Origin of the sequence: Streptomyces sp. NPDC097595 (assembly GCF_044761525.1) — a bacterium.
Taxonomy (GTDB): Bacteria; Actinomycetota; Actinomycetes; order Streptomycetales; family Streptomycetaceae; genus Streptomyces; species Streptomyces drozdowiczii_A.
The window spans coordinates 45,917-62,238 of record NZ_JBIWCN010000030.1; the positions used below are offsets into that span (position 1 = coordinate 45,917).

Here is a 16,322-nt window from a genome sequence, read left to right on the forward strand (position 1 = left end):
CCTGGGCGGTCGGGGTGGCCGTACGGGACAATGGCCGGGTGCTGGAGATGACGCGGGAAGCGTTCGAGGAACTGGTCGCCGAGGCACTGGACCGGATTCCGCCGGAGTTGACCCGGCTGATGGACAACGTCGCGGTCTTCGTCGAGGACGAGCCGGAGTCCGACGACCCGGAACTGCTCGGCCTGTACGAGGGCACGCCGCTGACCGAGCGGGGTGAGTGGTACGCGGGCGTGCTGCCGGACCGGATCACGATCTACCGGGGTCCGACGCTGCGGATGTGCGAGACGCGCGAGGACGTGGTGGCCGAGACGGAGATCACCGTCGTCCATGAGATCGCCCACCACTTCGGCATCGATGACGAGAGGCTGCACGCGCTCGGTTACGGGTGAGCCGGGTGCGGGGCGCCGGTGGTGAAGGAGTCGGCCCGGCGGGCGTGTCCCGGGCGGGGTCAAGGGAGTTGGGCACAACGCACTCGGCTCGTTCATGTCAGGCCCCGTCCTTCCTCGCGCCCCCGGAGGTGCCCCCGTGCGCCAGTTCTCCGTCCCCGTCCGCTGGGCAGCGGTCACCGCTGTCACGCTCGCCACGTCCACCGGCTGTATGAGCGTCGGCTCCGACGGGGCGGAACCGGCGCCCTCGCGGTCCGCCGAGCCGAAGGGCGCCTCGGCCGAGCCGAACGGCTCCACGGTGACGGGGACCGGCCGCTCCCGGTTCGGCGGCGCCGGTGCGCAGTCCGAGCGCCGGGGCGCCGGGCCGAGCGCTTCCGCGTCGCCCTCCGGGAGCGCGCCGGCCGCCGAGGGGTCCGGGGGCGGGGCGGAGAAGGGCGAGGGCCGGGGCCGGGCAGCCCGTCCCCCCGTACCGGCGGGTCCGGCCGAGTCCGCGCCGCCGGAACCCTCGGCGCCGGCCGGCCCCGACCCCGAACCCGGTCCGCAGGACCCGGCGGACACGCCCGCGCCGCCGGACCCGCAGGAGCCCGAGCCGGAGCCCTCGGAGCCCGCACCTCCGGCGCCCTCGGCGTCTCCGGCGGCTCAGTTCCGTACCGACGCCCTGGGGTGGCCGGACGAGGTGGCGGAGCTGCGTACGCCGGAGGCATCACCGCAGGTGGGACCGGCCTGAGGGGAGGGGCGGGAGGAGGCGGGTTGCGCGATGGGGGTGAGAGTGCGTATGGTGGTAGATCGTTTGATCCCATTGCCCGGCGCCGACACAGAAGAGCGCCGTGTGGCGCGTACTCTCCCTTGCCGTGGCTGGACCGCATTGAGGCGGTCGACATTGCGAAATCACGGAGTTATGGGCGCGTGCCGAGACTCCGGAAGGTTTCGCATTTCGCATGTCAATTTCCAGTTCTGACCACACCGTCATGCCCGAGAACGTCGAGAACGACGAGCTCACCGCTGTCGCCGAGGCCGTCGTGGCCGAAGCCGCCGAGGCCGCTGAGCCGACCGTCACCTTCGCCGACCTGGGCCTGCCCGAGGGCATCGTCCGCAAGCTCGCGCAGAACGGTGTGACCACGCCCTTCCCGATCCAGGCGGCGACCATCCCGGACGCCCTGGCCGGCAAGGACATCCTGGGCCGCGGCCGTACCGGCTCCGGCAAGACCCTCTCCTTCGGTCTGCCGACCCTCTCCGCCCTGGCGGACGGCCGCACCGAGAAGAAGAAGCCCCGCGCGATCATCCTCACCCCGACCCGTGAGCTCGCGATGCAGGTCGCGGACGCGCTTCAGCCGTACGGCGACGTGCTCGGCCTGAAGATGAAGGTCGTCTGCGGCGGTACGTCGATGGGCAACCAGATCTACGCCCTGGAGCGCGGCGTCGACATCCTCGTCGCCACCCCGGGCCGACTGCGCGACATCATCAACCGCGGCGCGTGCTCGCTGGAGAACGTCCAGGTCGCCGTCCTCGACGAGGCCGACCAGATGTCCGACCTGGGCTTCCTGCCCGAGGTCACCGAGCTGCTGGACCAGATCCCCGGCGGCGGCCAGCGCATGCTCTTCTCCGCCACCATGGAGAACGAGATCGGCACGCTGGTCAAGCGCTACCTGAGCAACCCGGTCACCCACGAGGTCGACTCCGCCCAGGGCAACGTCTCGACCATGTCGCACCACGTCCTCGTCGTGAAGCCGAAGGACAAGGCGCCGGTCACCTCCGCGATCGCCGCCCGCAAGGGCCGCACGATCATCTTCGTCCGCACCCAGCTGGGCGCCGACCGCATCGCCGAGCAGCTCGTCGACGCGGGCGTCAAGGCGGACGCGCTGCACGGCGGCATGACGCAGGGCGCGCGCACCCGGGTCCTGGAGGACTTCAAGAAGGGTTACGTCAACGCGCTCGTCGCGACCGACGTCGCCGCGCGCGGCATCCACGTCGACGGCATCGACCTGGTCCTGAACGTGGACCCGGCCGGTGACCACAAGGACTACCTGCACCGCTCGGGGCGTACCGCCCGTGCCGGCAAGTCCGGTGTGGTCGTCTCGCTGGCCCTGCCGCACCAGCGCCGCCAGATCTTCCGCCTGATGGAGGACGCGGGCGTCGACGCCTCCCGCCACATCGTGCAGGGCGCGGGCGTCTTCGAGCCGGAGGTCGCCGAGATCACCGGTGCCCGTTCGCTCACCGAGGTCCAGGCCGACTCCGCGAACAACGCCGCGAAGCAGGCCGAGCGCGAGGCCGCCGAGCTGACCAAGCAGCTGGAGCGCGCGCAGCGCCGCGCCGTCGAGCTCCGCGAGGAGGCCGACCGCCTGGTGGCGCGTGCCGCCCGTGAGCGCGGGGACGACCCCGAGGCCGCCGTGGCCGAGGTCACCGCCGAGGCCGAGGCCGCCCTCGCGGCTGCCGCCGCCTCCGTGCCGGAGCAGCCGGCCGTGCGCGAGGACCGCCGCGACGAGCGGGGCAACTATGAGCGCCGTGACAACCGCGGTGGCGGCTACCGGGGCAACGACCGCCGCGACGACCGCGTCGGCGAGCGCTCCGGCCGTCCCGCCGGCCAGAGCGGCTACCGGGGCAACAGCGACCGCCCCTCGTTCCGCAGCAGCAACGACCGTCGTGACGACCGTCCTTCGGGCGGCTTCCGCTCCGGTGGCGACCGCCGGGACGACCGTGGTGGCCGTTCCTTCGAGCGCCGCGACGACCGTCCGTCGTTCAACCGCGACCGTCGTGACGACCGTCCTTCGGGCGGCTTCCGCTCCGGTGGCGACCGCCGGGACGACCGTGGTGGCCGCTCCTTCGAGCGCCGCGACGACCGTCCGTCGTTCAACCGCGACGACCGTCCTTCGGGCGGCTTCCGCTCCGGCGGCGGCGACCGTCCGTTCAACCGCGACCGTCGTGACGACCGCCCGTCCGGTGGCTTCCGCTCCGGCGGCGACCGCCCGAACGGCCGCCGCGACGACCACCGTTCGACCGGCACCAACACCGGCTCCTTCGGTCGCCGCGACGACAAGCCGCGCTGGAAGCGCAACGGCTGATCGTCGGGACGCCTGACTGCTGAGCAGGGCCCGCACACCACTTCGGTGGTGTGCGGGCCCTGCTGCGTTGAACGGGTTCGAAATCGTCTTCCGGTGCCTGTGAGGCTGCTGTTAAAGTCAGCGCACTCGCATGAGGGGTTGGGGCCGGGGGGCTTTCACACTTCGCACAGACCGCGGCACATGCTGCCGCGTCCTCCTCATGCTCTTGAAGCACCCAGGAGGGGCTCGTCTTGAGACGCCGTACGGCCGTGAGAAGTGCTGTCGCGATGATCGCGGCGCTGGGGATCGGGGCGGCGTTCGTGCCTCCCTCCGCCGGCGCCGGGGCTTCGCCGCCCGCCGGGATCGTCATCCCCGCGGAGCAGAACCAGAACCCCAACGCGGCCCGCCTGGTGGGCGCCGGGGCGACCGGGTATCTGTGGGGGCAGGCAGGAGAGGGCTACAACTGGACCTCGTACGCCGACGGGTCCACGCGAGCCGTCCCGGTGCCGGACAAGCAGCGGGTGGCCACGGTGGCAGGCACGGACGTCGTGACCTTCACCGGTTTGGCGTCGCCCGTCCAGCGGGACATGCGGAGCGGGCAGGAGTGGTCCCTGCCGATCCCCTCGGGGTGGCGCTACGCCGGCACCTACGGCGGCACGGTCGTCACGACCGCCACCACCGAGGGCAAGCCGGGACTGCGGCAGCTGTCCTGGGAGAACGGCCAGGTGGTGGAGACCCCGGTGGCCGGACGGGGCCAGGTCGCTGTACGTCCAGGAGCACGGCAGCGCGGACGGCGTGTTCGTCGAGGCGACTGTGAACAGCCGACGGGTCGTGTACCGGCTGGACGGGTCGGGACTGCACCCGACGGCCCTCCTCGACAGCTGGGTGACGCCCGGAGGACAGCGGGTGGTCCAGCGGTTCGGCGACACGGACACCTACCGCGTGTGGGACCTGACGGACCTCTCGAAGCCCGCCCACGAGATCACCCTCACAGATGCGGGTGGCGAGAAACTGCTCGGCGTGGTCGGCGACGAGGTCCTGTACACCCGGCCGTCGGCGACCGGCGGGGACACCGCGACCGACCACACCGTCCTCGCGGTCCCGGTGACCGGCGGCCCGGAGCGCGTGGTCCTCGACCGTGCCGCGGCGATCCCGGTGGTCGAGCCCGACGGAACGATGCTGCTGGGCAGGGCGAGCGGGAGTCAGGACGCGGCCAGTTCCGTGTACGCGCTGCGGGCGGGCGCGGAAGGCAGGGTCACCACGGCGAAGGTGGCCGACGTCGCCGCGATCGCCACCGTCGTCGAAGGCATGAGCATGGCTCAGGGGCGCCTGCACACCGTCGACAGGATCCCGTTCGGCCAGGCGCGGCTGCGCCGGAACCGACGTCTCGACGAGCGGCGGTCCGACGGCCGGTCCGCGCGTGGACCGGGGGCTGTTCAACCAGTACGCGGGCTGTGACTGGGACTGGTGCGAGGAGGTCCAGTCCACAGGTGACGGCCGGCTGGCGTACCAGGGCATCAACGGCGAGGGGCTGAGCGTCCTCGACGAGTCGGCGTCCCTGCCGGCCCGGAAGGTCAACGACCAGTCCACGTACCAGCAGCCGCACGACACGATGCAGGCTTCCGGCCGCTACACCGTGGCAAGGATTCCCGGACCGTCTTCGGAGGACTCCCGCCCGCGCCTGCAGGTCATCGACCTGGACACCGGGAAGCCGGTCTACACGGGCCCCGCCCAGAACGCGTATATGCCGGCGTTCGCGATCGACGGATCCACGCTGTGGGTGGAGGGCGCCTCGCAGGGCGTCGTCCAGGCGCTCGACGTACGCACCGGAGAGAACGTCAACAGCGTCGACGTCGGCGACTGCGACCTCACGGATCTTCGCGCCAACGGCACCGACCTCTACTGGGAGTGCGCGACCGGCACCTCCGGCGTCTACGGCACCGTCACGAAGAAGTCGGTCCGCCTCCCCGCCCACGGGGACGCGATGCTCGGTGACGGCTACGTCGGATGGGAGAAGGACGGGGTCCTCTCCGTCACCGATGTGCGGGGCACGACGGGCACCCACGTCGTCGGCCGGCCGGCCAATCCCGCGCAGGGCGAGGGATGGACCGTTGACCGGTTCGGCGGTCCGCTCGCCTTCGCCGACACGGACGGCAGGGTGCACGTGGTCCCGTCCGGTGTGACGGCCTCCGCACTGTCCGTCCGCGACGTCGCCGTCGCGGCATCGGCGAACGTCGCGAGCGCTCCCTGGTCACCCCGCTGGTGGCTGTCGAAGCCCGCGTCGTCCTGGCAGTTGACGCTGAAAAACGCCGCGACGGGGGCCACGGTCCGCACGCTGGCCGGTGGCGAGGCGCGGGGCCTGGTGAAGGCCGGGTGGGACGGCAAGGACGCGGGTGGCCGGTTCGCGGCCAACGGCGCGTACAGCTGGACGCTGACCGCGAAGCCCGCCGACGGCGAGGGCGCGGCGCTGTCCGCCTCGGGCACGGTCAAGCTGACCGGCGGGGCCGCCGTGCCCCGGGACTTCGTCGGCAACGACGGGTACGGGGATCTGCTCGCGTTCACCTCGGCAGGGAAGGCCGACTGGCGGGCCGGTACCGGGACCGGGGCCGGGCGGGTCGAGGACAAGGTGTCGGGCACCGGCTGGACGGGCGGCGACACCGTCACCGCCGCCGTGCCGTTCGAGGACATCAGCGGCGACCGGTGCAACGACGTGCTGGTCCGTACGGAGGCGGGCGAGCTGCGCGCGTACAAGCCGGGCTGCGGGGCCGCGCTCAAGCCCACCACGCCGTACACGAAGATTGGCACCGGCTGGAACATGTTCGACGCCCTGACCTCGCCCGGCGACATGTCGGGCGACGGGCGCGCCGATCTGCTCGGCCGGACGCCCTCCGGCGACCTGTACTTCTACAAGAGCAAGGGCAACGGCCTCTTCGAGCCCCGGGTGACGATCGGCTACGGCTGGCAGGGGTACCTCCTGGCCGGCATGGGCGACCTGGACGGCGACGGCAAGGGCGACCTGGTGGCCCGCGACCGCTCGGGCGACGTGTGGCGCTACCCCGCCACCGTCAACGGCACACTCGGGACCCGTACCAAGATCGGGTACGGCTGGACCATGTACGACACGATGGTCGGCTCCGGCGACCTGAACGGCGACGGCCGCGCGGATCTGCTGGCCCGCGACACGGCCGGCGTGCTGTGGAGCTATCGCGGTGACGGCAAGGGCGCGCTGGCGGCGCGTACCAAGGTCGGCGGCAGCTGGCAGACGTACAAGAACCTCTTCTGATCACTCACTCGACCTCCGGGCTTCCCGGAAAGGAACTTCTCTTGACCGTGTTCATACGCGGGCGCGTCGCGCTCGTGGGCGCCGTGGCCGGGGCGACCGTCCTCGCCACGGCCGCCGTGCCGGCGAGCGCCGCCGACCCCTCCCCGGCCACCGTGGCGACGACCGGGGTGTACGGCCTCGACTTCGCGGGCGGACGGCTGGTGACGACGGAGCTGAGCGCCGCCGGCGACCGCAGGGTGTACGAGCGCCGGGTGTCCGCCGACGCCACGACCGTGGGGGCACGCGAGAGCCGTGTCTTCGCCGGGACGTACGCCAACGGCGCGTACGTCAGGACCGTGCCGTGTGACAACGGCGGTTGCGTCGAGCTGGTCGCTTCGGGCCACGGTGACGTCGGCGTGGTGTTCGTCGACGGCGACGACGCCGGTACCGAGCAGGTGCAGTTCTGGGCGCCCGGAAGCTCGTTCCACGGTGGTGACGTCAGCTACCCCGTGGGCACCGCGCGGATCGTGGACATGACCGGGCGTGCCTACGTCGTCAACGGTGGCTCCCCCGCCAAGCAGCGGGCGGGGATGTACCCGAGCTACACCAACACCGCCGACGACATCGTCCGCACCCCGGGTGCGGCCTCCGTCTGGGGCACCGCGCTGTGGGCGGCGACCACCGCCACCGGGGCGCTCACCGCGACCGACCTGGAGACGAAGAAGGTCGTGGAGACGGCGGCCACCGGCGCCCCCTGCGTGATCAAGGAGGTGCGCGCGGTCGGCCGCTGGGTCTACTGGAACTGCGGGACGACCGGTGCGGCGGGCGTGTACGACCGTACGGCGAAGAAGTCGATCACCGTGCCGTCCGGGCCCGCCCTCGTGGGCGACGGCTACCTCGTCCGGCACGACCGGAGCGCCGGCGAGCTGCTGCTCACCGACTTCCACACGGGCAAGGCGGCCGCCCCGCGCGTGATTGCGGCGCTCCCCGCGGGGAAGACCGCCGACCAGCGGCGGCTGACCTGGGCGGTGGACAAGTTCGGCGGCGACATCGCGTATCTCGACGCCGCGCAGACGCTCCACATCGTGCCCAGCGGGGTGCCCGCGCAGCCCCTCGCGAAGATCGCCTCCCATGTCGGCGACCCGTACATGGACTTCAAGGGTGTGAACGGGCTCGAGGCGTGGAACAGCACCTGGCAGTTCAACAAGCCCGTCACCTGGACGTACACCGTCAAGGACTGGACGGGCCGCACGGTGCGCACCCTCAAGGGCGGTGACGGGACCGAGGCGGACGTCAACTGGGACGGCCTGACGGACGCGGGCAAGCACACGGGCAACGGCCAGCACACCTGGACCCTGACGGCGACGCCCGAGGACGGTGCGGGGAAGTACACCACCACCGGGACCATCGAGGTGAGCGGTGGCGCGCAGGGCTTCCACGACCAGGGCGGCCGCAGCATCGGCGACCTCGTCACCCTCAACTCCTACGGCGACGTGACCATCCAGTTCGGGCAGACGTCCGGCGTCTTCAGCGGCAAGAAGTCCGGCACCGGCTGGCCGGCCGGCACCCTCGCCGTGCCCTTCGCGGACACCGGCAGCGACCGCTGCTCCGAGCTGTTCGTCCGGATGCCCGGCGGCGAACTGCGCCGGTACGAGGGCAGCTGCGGGACCTCCGGCTACAAGCCGACCGGCAAGCACACCGTGATCGGCGGCGGCTGGCAGCAGTACGACGTACTGACGTCGCCCGGCGACCTGAACGGCGACGGGCGGGCCGACCTCGTGGCCCGTCAGACGTCCACCGGCGACATCTACTTCTACGCGGGCACGGCCGCCGGGAAGTTCCTCCCGAAGACGAGGATCAACACCGACTGGCGCACGTACGCGCAGATCACCGGCGTCGGCGACATCACCGGCGACGGCATCCCCGACCTGCTCGGCCACGACCGCAACGGCGGCCTGTGGCGCTACAACGGCCTGGGCAACGGCCGCTTCGCCGCGCGCGTGAAGGTGTTCACCGACTGGGGCCGCTCGTACAACACCATGGTCGGCGTCGGCGACCTGAACGGCGACGGCCGGAACGACATCGTCGTACGCGACTCGGCGGGCAAGCTGTTCCGGAACAACGGCAACGGCAAGGGCTCATTCGGAGCCCGTACGCAGATCGCCACCGGCTGGCAGACGTACAAGGGCATCTTCTGAGCCTGAGCCCGTGAGCCCGCCCCCACCGAGGTGACGGGGCCGCGCCGCCGATACCCGATCGGCTGCGCGGCCGGGGCGGGCTATGCTCGGGGGTGATCTGCCGAGGGCCGTTAGCTCAATTGGTCAGAGCAGCGGACTTTTAATCCGTTGGTTGTGGGTTCGAGTCCCACACGGCCTACTCGTGGCCCCGGGCAGCGCGTGCGCTGCCCGGGGCTCTTTCGTGTGCCGGGGTGTGCGGCGCCCGGTGCGTCAGACCAGGAGCTTCGACTTCGCCCGCTGGTACTCCTCCTCGGTGATCGCGCCCTTGTCCTTGAGGTCGGCGAGCTTCGACAGGTCCTCGACATGGCCGCCCTTGTGGCCGCCGCCCTCCGTACCCGCCGCGTCCCTGATGTACGCCTTGAAGGCTGCGTCGCGTTCCTTCGCCTCCTGGACGTCGCGCTTGCCCATGGACTTGCCGCGCGCGATCACGTAGATCAGCACGCCCACATAGGGCAGTACCAGCGCCAGGATCAGCCAGCCGGCCTTGCCCCAGCCGCTCAGGTCATGGCTGCGGAAGATGTCCATGATGACCCGGAAGAGGAGGAAGAGCCACATGATCCAGAGGAAGAACCAGAGCATCGTCCAGAACAGGTTGAGCAGGGGATAGTCGTCCATCGTCCACTCCCGGATCCGCGTCGGGTTGCTGAATCTGAAAACAGTCATATCACCGCATTCACCCCATTGCCCGTTGGTGTGGGCCGAGGGGTGGAGGGGTGCGCGGGCCGAGGCGGCCGGGCCGTGGTCATGAGGGCCCCGAACATGACGTAGAGTTGGGTTCACCGACGCGGGGTGGAGCAGCTCGGTAGCTCGCTGGGCTCATAACCCAGAGGTCGCAGGTTCAAATCCTGTCCCCGCTACTGAAACATCGGGCCCGGCACGCAAGCAGCGTGCCGGGCCCGATGCATTGTCGGCGCCCCGCCCCCTCGCCCCATCGGCGGCCGAGGAGTCGCCCGCCGGCCGGGCAGCGGCGAGGCTGGGGGAGGGTGCGCGGTACCGGCCGCGGCGGCACCGGGCAGGAGACCGCAGGTGGGGAAGTGGACGCGACGGTGGCGAGGGCGTGACGGCGCGGGCAGCCGCCGCTTCGTCCGGGTGCTGCCCGCCGCGATGATCGTCGTGGGGGTGGCCTTCGACTACTTCACCCCGCCCGCCTTCACCGCAGTCCCGATATTCGCGGCCGCCCCGCTGATCGCCGCGCCGTTCTTCGGTCTCGGCGCCACCCTCCGGATCGGGCTCGCCGGGGTCGTCGCGATCGCCGCGATGCGGCTCTACACCGGGGACCTACCGGGCGCGGTCCCGTTCATCGAGATGCTCACCGTGCTGACGGTCGCCTTCCAGGCCGGGGTGATCAACCGGGTCGTGCGGCGCGGGAACGATCAGCTGGCATCCGCCCGGATCATCGCCGAGACGGCCATGCGGGCCGTGCTGCCCGCCCCGCCCGAGCGGATCGGCGGACTCCAGGTGGCCGCGCGGTACGAGGCGGCGCAGGCGGACGAGTTCGTCGGGGGCGACCTCTTCGCGGCCGCTGACACTCCGTACGGCGTACGGCTGGTGTTGGGCGATGTGCGCGGGAAGGGGCTGGAGGCGGTCGGCGCGGTGGCGGTGGTGATCGGGGCGTTCCGGGAGGCGGCCGAGCAGGAGAAGTCGCTGGAGGGCGTGGCGCAGCGGCTGGAGCGCGCGCTGGCGCGTGAGTCGGTACGGCGGAGCAATCTGGACGCGTTCGAGGGGTTCGTGACCGCCGTGCTCGCGGAGATCCCGCCGGGCGCGGAGCACGTACGGATCGTGAACCGCGGCCATCCGGATCCGCTGCTGCTGCACGGGGACGGGGCGGTGGAGGCACTGACGCCCTCGGAGCCCGCGCTTCCGCTGGGCATGGACCTGGGGGTGCGGCCGGACCGCTCGGACGAGTGGGAGCTGCCGGCCGGCGGGACGCTGCTGTTCTACACGGACGGCCTGTCGGAGGCCCGGGACGCCGACGGTGTCTTCTACGACCCCGCGGAGCGGCTGGGCGGGCGGCTCTTCCCCGGCCCGGAGGAGCTGCTGTCCGCGCTGACCGACGACGTACGGCTGCATACGGGGGGCGAGTCGACCGACGACATGGCGCTGCTCGCGGTGGCCAGGCCGGCGAAGGGGCAGCCCGACCGGCGCAGGACGGTGAAGATCGTCAAGCGGGGTACCACGCTCAGTGACTGAGGGGCGCCGCTCCGCATAACAGTTGACGCAACGTCAGAAAACGCGTAGTGGCTGAACGCCGATCAACTCGCCCGATTCCACCCTGTTGTGCCCCGTAAGTCCAGGCCGAGCACGTGAACGATCAGTGGGAACAGCTTGGAATCGGAGCCGTCTGTCTATTAACGTTCGATAACGCAGCGCGGTTGTCCCAGCCGTCGTCAGGACGGCGCCGCGCGCGTGCGCCGAATTCCGCAAGGGAACCGGGGAACCACCTACATGGGGTGAATCGGGCATCGTCGTCTTCACAAGAGGCGAAGGAACCCGTAGGAGACCTTCCTGCTCCGAACCCGTCAGCTAACCCGGTAGGCGAGAAGGAAGGAAAGGAGCGCGCCCGCGTGGCGTCCAACAAGCCTGCCCCCGAATCGCCTTCCCGGTTCGTGCCCGAGTACGGCGCCGACTTCGCGTCCGGCCCCGGCACCGCCTACATCCCGGAACAGGGCGGTGACTACGTGACCGATCAGGGCAACGGCTTCGCCACCGGCGCCGGTTTCGGCAGCGGCTTCCGCGCCGACGACGCCGACTCCGAGCGGACCTGGGAGGAATGGAACCCCACCGAGGAGTCCGTCCGCCCCGTCCGCGGCAAGCACCGTGTCGCCAAGCAGCGCAATGGTCTGGCCCGTAGCTCCACCGTCCTCGGCGTCGGTGTCATCGCGGCCGTCGGCGCGGGCGGCATGGCCACCGCGCAGAGCAAACCGCCGGTCTCCATCTCTCTTCCCGATTCCATCGCGGACAATCTCCCCGACGCCAAGTCCCTTCCCGGCGTAGGCGCGTTGTTCTCCGGCGAGAGCGAGGCCGAAACCCCCGCGACCGCCACCGCCGCCGCCCCGCTGACCACCGCCGGCATCACCACCACCGAGGCCGAGCAGGGCACCACGGACGCCGGCGAGGCGTTGCGCGCCCGCATCCTCCAGCAGGCCGAGCAGCAGCAGGGTGCCGCCGACGCCGAGGCGAAGGCGGCCGAGGAGAAGGCCGCTGCCGAGAAGGCGGCCGCCGAGGCGAAGAAGCAGCAGGACGAGGCCGAGGCCAAGGCCGCCGCCGAGAAGAAGAAGGCGGAGGAGGAGGCGAAGAAGAAGGCCGAGGCCCTGCGCCTGGCCAAGCTCGCCGCCAGCTACGCCATCCCCACCTCCTCGTACACGATCACCTCGACGTTCGGCGAGGCCGGTTCGATGTGGTCCTCCGGCTACCACACGGGCCTCGACTTCGCGGCCCCGACCGGCACCCCGATCAAGGCCATCCACACCGGCACCATCAAGTCGGCCGGCTGGTCCGGCGCCTACGGCTACCGCACGGTGCTGGAGCTGGAGGACGGCACCGAGCTGTGGTTCTGCCACCAGTCCTCGATCGGCGTCACGGTCGGCCAGAAGGTCACCACCGGCGACACCATCGGCCGCGTCGGCGCGACCGGCAACGTGACCGGCCCGCACCTCCACCTGGAGGTCCACACCCCGGACGGCACCGGCATCGACCCGATGGCCTGGCTGCGCGCCCGCGGTCTGACCGTCTGAGGTCTCCTCTCTTCCGGCGCCCCGGCCCTTCCCCGCATACGCCCGGCCGCCCTTCCCGCACGCGGCCTTCCGAACCCCGGCAGCCCTGACGCATACCCCCCCCGACGTCAGGGCTGCCGGTTCGCGTGGCCGCGGGCCGCCGGATGTAGACGGCACGGAATGGCGAGTGGGCCGGAATAGCGAGCGGGCCGGAAGCCGTTGTTCCACTCATGACTTCACTGCGCAATCTCGGCCCGTCCGGCCTCCAGGTCTTCCCGCTCTGCCTCGGTGGAAACGTCTTCGGCTGGACCGCGGACGAGGACCAGTCCTTCGCCGTTCTCGACGCGTACGCGGCGGCCGGCGGCAACTTCGTGGACACCGCCGACGCCTACTCGCACTGGGTTCCCGGCAATGAGGGCGGCGAGTCCGAGACCGTCATCGGCAAGTGGCTCGCCTCGCGCGGCAACCGGTCCGATGTCGTGGTGGCCACCAAGGTCGGTGCCCTCCCCGGCTACAAGGGCCTCTCGGCGCCCACCATCAAGTCGGCCGCCGAGGAGTCGCTGCGCCGGCTCGGCACGGACCACATCGACCTGTACTACACGCACTTCGACGACGAGACCGTCCCGGTCGAGGAGATCATCACCGCCCTCGACGAGCTGGTGAAGGAGGGCAAGGTCCGCGAGATCGCCGCCTCCAACATCAGCGCCGCGCGGCTGCGCGCCTCGCTGGACTTCTCCGAACGCGAGGGCCTGGCCCGCTATGTGGCGCTCCAGCCGCACTACAACCTCGTCTCCCGGTACACCTACGAGGGCGAGCTCCAGGACACCGCCGCCGACGCCGGTCTCGCGGCCGTCCCGTATTACGCGCTGGCCTCCGGCTTCCTCACCGGCAAGTACCGCCCGGGGACGACCGTGGACAGCGCCCGCGCCGGAAGCGCGGCCGGTCACCTGGAGTCGGAGCGCGGACAGCGGGTGCTCGCCGCGCTCGACACGGTGGCGCGGGACCGGGACGCCGAGATCGCGACGGTGGCCCTGGCCTGGCTCGCCGCCCGCCCGACGGTCGCCGCGCCGATCGCCTCCGCCCGCACGGTCGACCAGCTGCCCGCCCTGCTGGCGGTGGCCGGGCTCCAGTTGACGGACGAGGAGCTGTCGACGCTGACGGCGGCTTCGGCGTAGGACGCGTTCCGCTCCGCCCGTACGGATCAGGCCGGCGGCCCGCCGGTGTGGGGCGGGGCGGTGTAGGGCTGCTGGCCGTAGGGCTGTGTCGGGTACGGGGCCGGGCTGTTGTACGGGGCGGGGTTGCCGTTGTACGGGGCGGGGTTGCCGTTGTACGGGGCGGGGTTGCCGTACGCGTAAGGCGTGGGCCCGCCCGCGTACGGGCTGCGGGGTGGCCAGGCGGCCGTGTAGCCGGGCGGCCGCCGGTGCGTGGCCCGGGCCGCGTACGCGAGGGCGGGGCCCGCGATCTCACGGCGCTGCCACAGGTGGTGCAGCAGCTCCAGCTCGCGTGCGGTGAAGTCCGGGTCGGCCCTGCCCCGGCCGGCCTGCCGGCGCAGGGAGGCGAGGGACGTCGCGAACGCCTCGTACTCGGCGACCGCGCGTGCCGCCGCCCTGCCGCGCTCCTTCGCCTCCTTGGCGCGGACCCTCGCGTAGTCCGGGTGGTACGGATGGCCGGCGGCGCTCACCGCGTACCGCCGGCGCGCCGCGTTCCTGGCGAGGGCGCGGGCCCGCATGGAGGCGAGGGCGCGGGGCTCCTCGGGGGTGAGCCAGCCGGCTTCGGCGTACGCGGGGAGTTCGACGGCCAGGGAGCGCAGCTCCTTGCGGCGGGCCCGGACCACCTGCCAGGTCACCAGGGAGAAGACCGGGACCATGAACGCCCCGTACACGATGTAGAAGCCGTACCGGCCGAAGGTCGCCGAGCCGTTCCACAGGGCGTGCATGCCCATCGCGAGGACCAGGCCGAGCAGCGGGGCGACGATGAGGCGCACCCGGCGGCCGGGCGCGCTGCTCGCGGCGATCCCGAGACCGATGCCGGTCAGGACGGTGAAGAGCGGGTGGGCGAAGGGCGTCATCACGGCCCGGACCAGGAACGTCACCACGGTCACCGACGCGAAACCGGAGTCCAGTTGCTGGTCCTCGCCGAAGGCGTTGCCCAGATAGAGGATGTTCTCGGTGAAGGCGAACCCCGTCGCCGTGAAGCCGGCGGCGACGACGCCGTCCACGATCCCGGTGAAGTCCCTCCGGCGGAAGAGGAAGAGGAGCAGGACGGCCGCCGCCTTGGCGCTCTCCTCGACCACGGGTGCGATGACCGTGGCGCCGAGGGTGTCCGCGTTCCCCGGATCGCTGTCGGCTATCCACCGGGTCGCGAACGAGTTGGCGAGGATGGCGACCAGGGCCGCCGCGCACGCGCCCCACGCGAAGGCGAACAGCAGATTCCGCCACGGCGTCGGCTCGACCCGGTCCAGCCAGCGGAAGGCGGTCATCAATACCGGGACCGGCAGGACGGCCAGGCCCAGGCCGACGAGGAAGCCCTCGGTGCCGGTCTGGTCGCGGACCAGGGCGAGGATCACCACCCCGCAGAGCGCCAGCAGCGTGAAGATGCCGACCACGCGGAACGTCCGGTTCCGCCAGAGCGGGCCGACGCGGCGCGGCCGGTAACGCCACTGGCCCCGCGCCGGAACGGCGGCCAGGATCTCGCCGACCCGCTGCTCCTGGAGCATCGGGACGGCCGGCTGATCCTGCCGTTGTCGCTGAACAGACCCGTCGGACACCCCTCGACCCTAACGAGCGGGTCCGACAACGGCCATGGTGCCCGTCGGGCTCAGACGCGTGCGAAGAGCAGGTCGTGCACGACGTGGCCCTTCCCCAGACCCTGGCCCTCGAACCGGGTCCGCGGGCGGAAAGCGGGGCGAGGGGCGTAACCGCCGTCGGCCACCGTGTTCTCGAAGAGGGGGTGCGCGGTGAGCACGTCGAGCATCTGCTCGGCGTACGGCTCCCAGTCGGTCGCGCAGTGCACGATCGCCCCGGACTTCAGGGGGCCCGCCACCAGGTCCAGGAACTCCGGCTGGATCAGCCGGCGCTTGTGGTGGCGGGACTTGGGCCACGGGTCGGGGAAGTAGACCCGCAGCCCGTCGAGCGAGTCCGGCTCCAGCATCTCGCGCAGCAGGATGATCGCGTCACCGTTGGCGACCCGGACGTTGGCCGAGCCGTTCCGGTCGGCGAGGCCGAGCAGGTTGCCCTGGCCGGGCGTGTGCACGTCGACGGCGAGGATGCCGGTGCCCGGGTCGTCGGCCGCCATCTGCGCGGTGGCCTCACCCATGCCGAAGCCGATTTCCAGGACCACCGGGAGCCCGTCGAACATGGCGGGCAGGTCGAGGACGCCCAGCCCGTCGATGTCCAGGCCCCACTTGGGCCAGAGCCGTTCCAGGGCGTTCTGCTGGCCGGGCGTGACCCGGCTGCGGCGCGGCTGGAAGCTGCGGATCCGGCGCTCGTGGTGCGAGCCGGCCGGGTCGGCCGCGGGACCGCCGGGGAAGCGGGGCTGCTGGCGCATCCGGCGCGCGCGCTCCAGGGACGCGGCCCGCACGTCGTCGGGGATTCCGGCGGTGGTGGGCACGGTGCCGTCGGGCGTCGGGTGGGAGGGGTTCTTGGGCTCAGACACAATGCCCTGATTCTACGGGGCCGGGCGTCCCG

The 16,322-nt window shown here is 71.8% G+C and carries 12 protein-coding genes, 2 tRNA genes and 1 riboswitch; of the genes, 11 read left to right on the forward strand and 3 right to left on the reverse strand.

Translation table 11 applies throughout. From position 1 onward, the window contains the following. The first annotated feature begins 38 nt into the window (after nt 1–38). The 7 genes from ACIQZN_RS33290 to ACIQZN_RS33320 all read left to right on the forward strand — a co-directional run bounded on the left by ACIQZN_RS33290 (nt 39) and on the right by ACIQZN_RS33320 (nt 9,062). The gene (locus ACIQZN_RS33290; protein WP_018101725.1) at nt 39–389 is read left to right on the forward strand and encodes a metallopeptidase family protein; all 351 of its coding nucleotides are present in this window, start codon (nt 39–41) and stop codon (nt 387–389) included. Nucleotides 390–525: 136 nt separating this feature from the next. Then, a complete protein-coding gene (locus ACIQZN_RS33295) occupies nt 526–1,113 on the forward strand; it encodes a hypothetical protein (RefSeq protein WP_404002100.1) in 588 nt (195 codons plus the stop codon). Nucleotides 1,114–1,354: 241 nt separating this feature from the next. Continuing rightward, the gene (locus ACIQZN_RS33300; protein WP_404002103.1) at nt 1,355–3,445 is read left to right on the forward strand and encodes a DEAD/DEAH box helicase; all 2,091 of its coding nucleotides are present in this window, start codon (nt 1,355–1,357) and stop codon (nt 3,443–3,445) included. A 792-nt stretch (nt 3,446–4,237) separates the two neighbouring features. Next, a complete protein-coding gene (locus ACIQZN_RS33305; protein ID WP_404002106.1) occupies nt 4,238–4,882 on the forward strand; it encodes a hypothetical protein in 645 nt (214 codons plus the stop codon). Next, nucleotides 4,845–6,707, forward strand: coding sequence for an FG-GAP-like repeat-containing protein (locus ACIQZN_RS33310; protein WP_404002108.1), 1,863 nt, complete (start codon nt 4,845–4,847; stop codon nt 6,705–6,707). Before ACIQZN_RS33305 ends, ACIQZN_RS33310 begins: the two co-directional genes overlap by 38 nt. Before the next feature lie 47 nt (nt 6,708–6,754). Further along, nucleotides 6,755–8,884, forward strand: coding sequence for an FG-GAP-like repeat-containing protein (locus tag ACIQZN_RS33315; protein ID WP_404002148.1), 2,130 nt, complete (start codon nt 6,755–6,757; stop codon nt 8,882–8,884). Nucleotides 8,885–8,988: 104 nt separating this feature from the next. Next, a tRNA-Lys gene (locus ACIQZN_RS33320) sits at nt 8,989–9,062 on the forward strand. 71 nt (nt 9,063–9,133) lie between these two features. Here ACIQZN_RS33320 and ACIQZN_RS33325 read toward each other — a convergent pair. Then, on the reverse strand, nt 9,134–9,538 hold the full coding sequence (locus ACIQZN_RS33325) for an SHOCT domain-containing protein (protein WP_404002151.1): 405 nt from the start codon (nt 9,536–9,538) through the stop codon (nt 9,134–9,136). Nucleotides 9,539–9,706: 168 nt separating this feature from the next. Between ACIQZN_RS33325 and ACIQZN_RS33330 the strand changes: the two genes are divergently transcribed. From ACIQZN_RS33330 to ACIQZN_RS33345, 4 genes are all read left to right on the forward strand, one after another. After that, nucleotides 9,707–9,780, forward strand: a tRNA-Met gene (locus tag ACIQZN_RS33330). A gap of 169 nt (nt 9,781–9,949) precedes the next feature. After that, a complete protein-coding gene (locus ACIQZN_RS33335; RefSeq protein ID WP_404002111.1) occupies nt 9,950–11,113 on the forward strand; it encodes a PP2C family protein-serine/threonine phosphatase in 1,164 nt (387 codons plus the stop codon). Between the two features lie 209 nt (nt 11,114–11,322). Then, nucleotides 11,323–11,476: riboswitch (cyclic di-AMP (ydaO/yuaA leader) on the forward strand. Between the two features lie 11 nt (nt 11,477–11,487). Beyond that, nucleotides 11,488–12,657: a M23 family metallopeptidase gene (locus ACIQZN_RS33340; protein ID WP_404002113.1), complete on the forward strand. Its 1,170-nt coding sequence runs from the start codon at nt 11,488–11,490 to the stop codon at nt 12,655–12,657. A 209-nt stretch (nt 12,658–12,866) separates the two neighbouring features. Next, the gene (locus ACIQZN_RS33345; protein WP_404002116.1) at nt 12,867–13,811 is read left to right on the forward strand and encodes an aldo/keto reductase; all 945 of its coding nucleotides are present in this window, start codon (nt 12,867–12,869) and stop codon (nt 13,809–13,811) included. 26 nt (nt 13,812–13,837) lie between these two features. Here the strand turns inward: ACIQZN_RS33345 and ACIQZN_RS33350 are convergent, their stop codons facing one another. Continuing rightward, the gene (locus ACIQZN_RS33350) at nt 13,838–15,352 is read right to left on the reverse strand and encodes a PrsW family glutamic-type intramembrane protease (protein ID WP_404002154.1); all 1,515 of its coding nucleotides are present in this window, start codon (nt 15,350–15,352) and stop codon (nt 13,838–13,840) included. A gap of 101 nt (nt 15,353–15,453) precedes the next feature. Continuing rightward, nucleotides 15,454–16,290, reverse strand: coding sequence for a tRNA (guanosine(46)-N7)-methyltransferase TrmB (gene trmB, locus ACIQZN_RS33355; RefSeq protein ID WP_404002119.1), 837 nt, complete (start codon nt 16,288–16,290; stop codon nt 15,454–15,456). Between the last annotated feature and the right edge of the window lie 32 nt (nt 16,291–16,322).

Bases quoted from the DNA above. Each gene is read 5' to 3' on its own strand.
- ACIQZN_RS33300 (WP_404002103.1), top strand. From the start codon at position 1,355: ATGCCCGAGAACGTCGAGAACGACGAGCTCACCGCTGTCGCCGAGGCC.
- ACIQZN_RS33325 (WP_404002151.1), bottom strand. From the start codon at position 9,538: ATGGACGACTATCCCCTGCTCAACCTGTTCTGGACGATGCTCTGGTTC.
- ACIQZN_RS33345 (WP_404002116.1), top strand. From the start codon at position 12,867: ATGACTTCACTGCGCAATCTCGGCCCGTCCGGCCTCCAGGTCTTCCCG.
- ACIQZN_RS33350 (WP_404002154.1), bottom strand. From the start codon at position 15,352: ATGCTCCAGGAGCAGCGGGTCGGCGAGATCCTGGCCGCCGTTCCGGCG.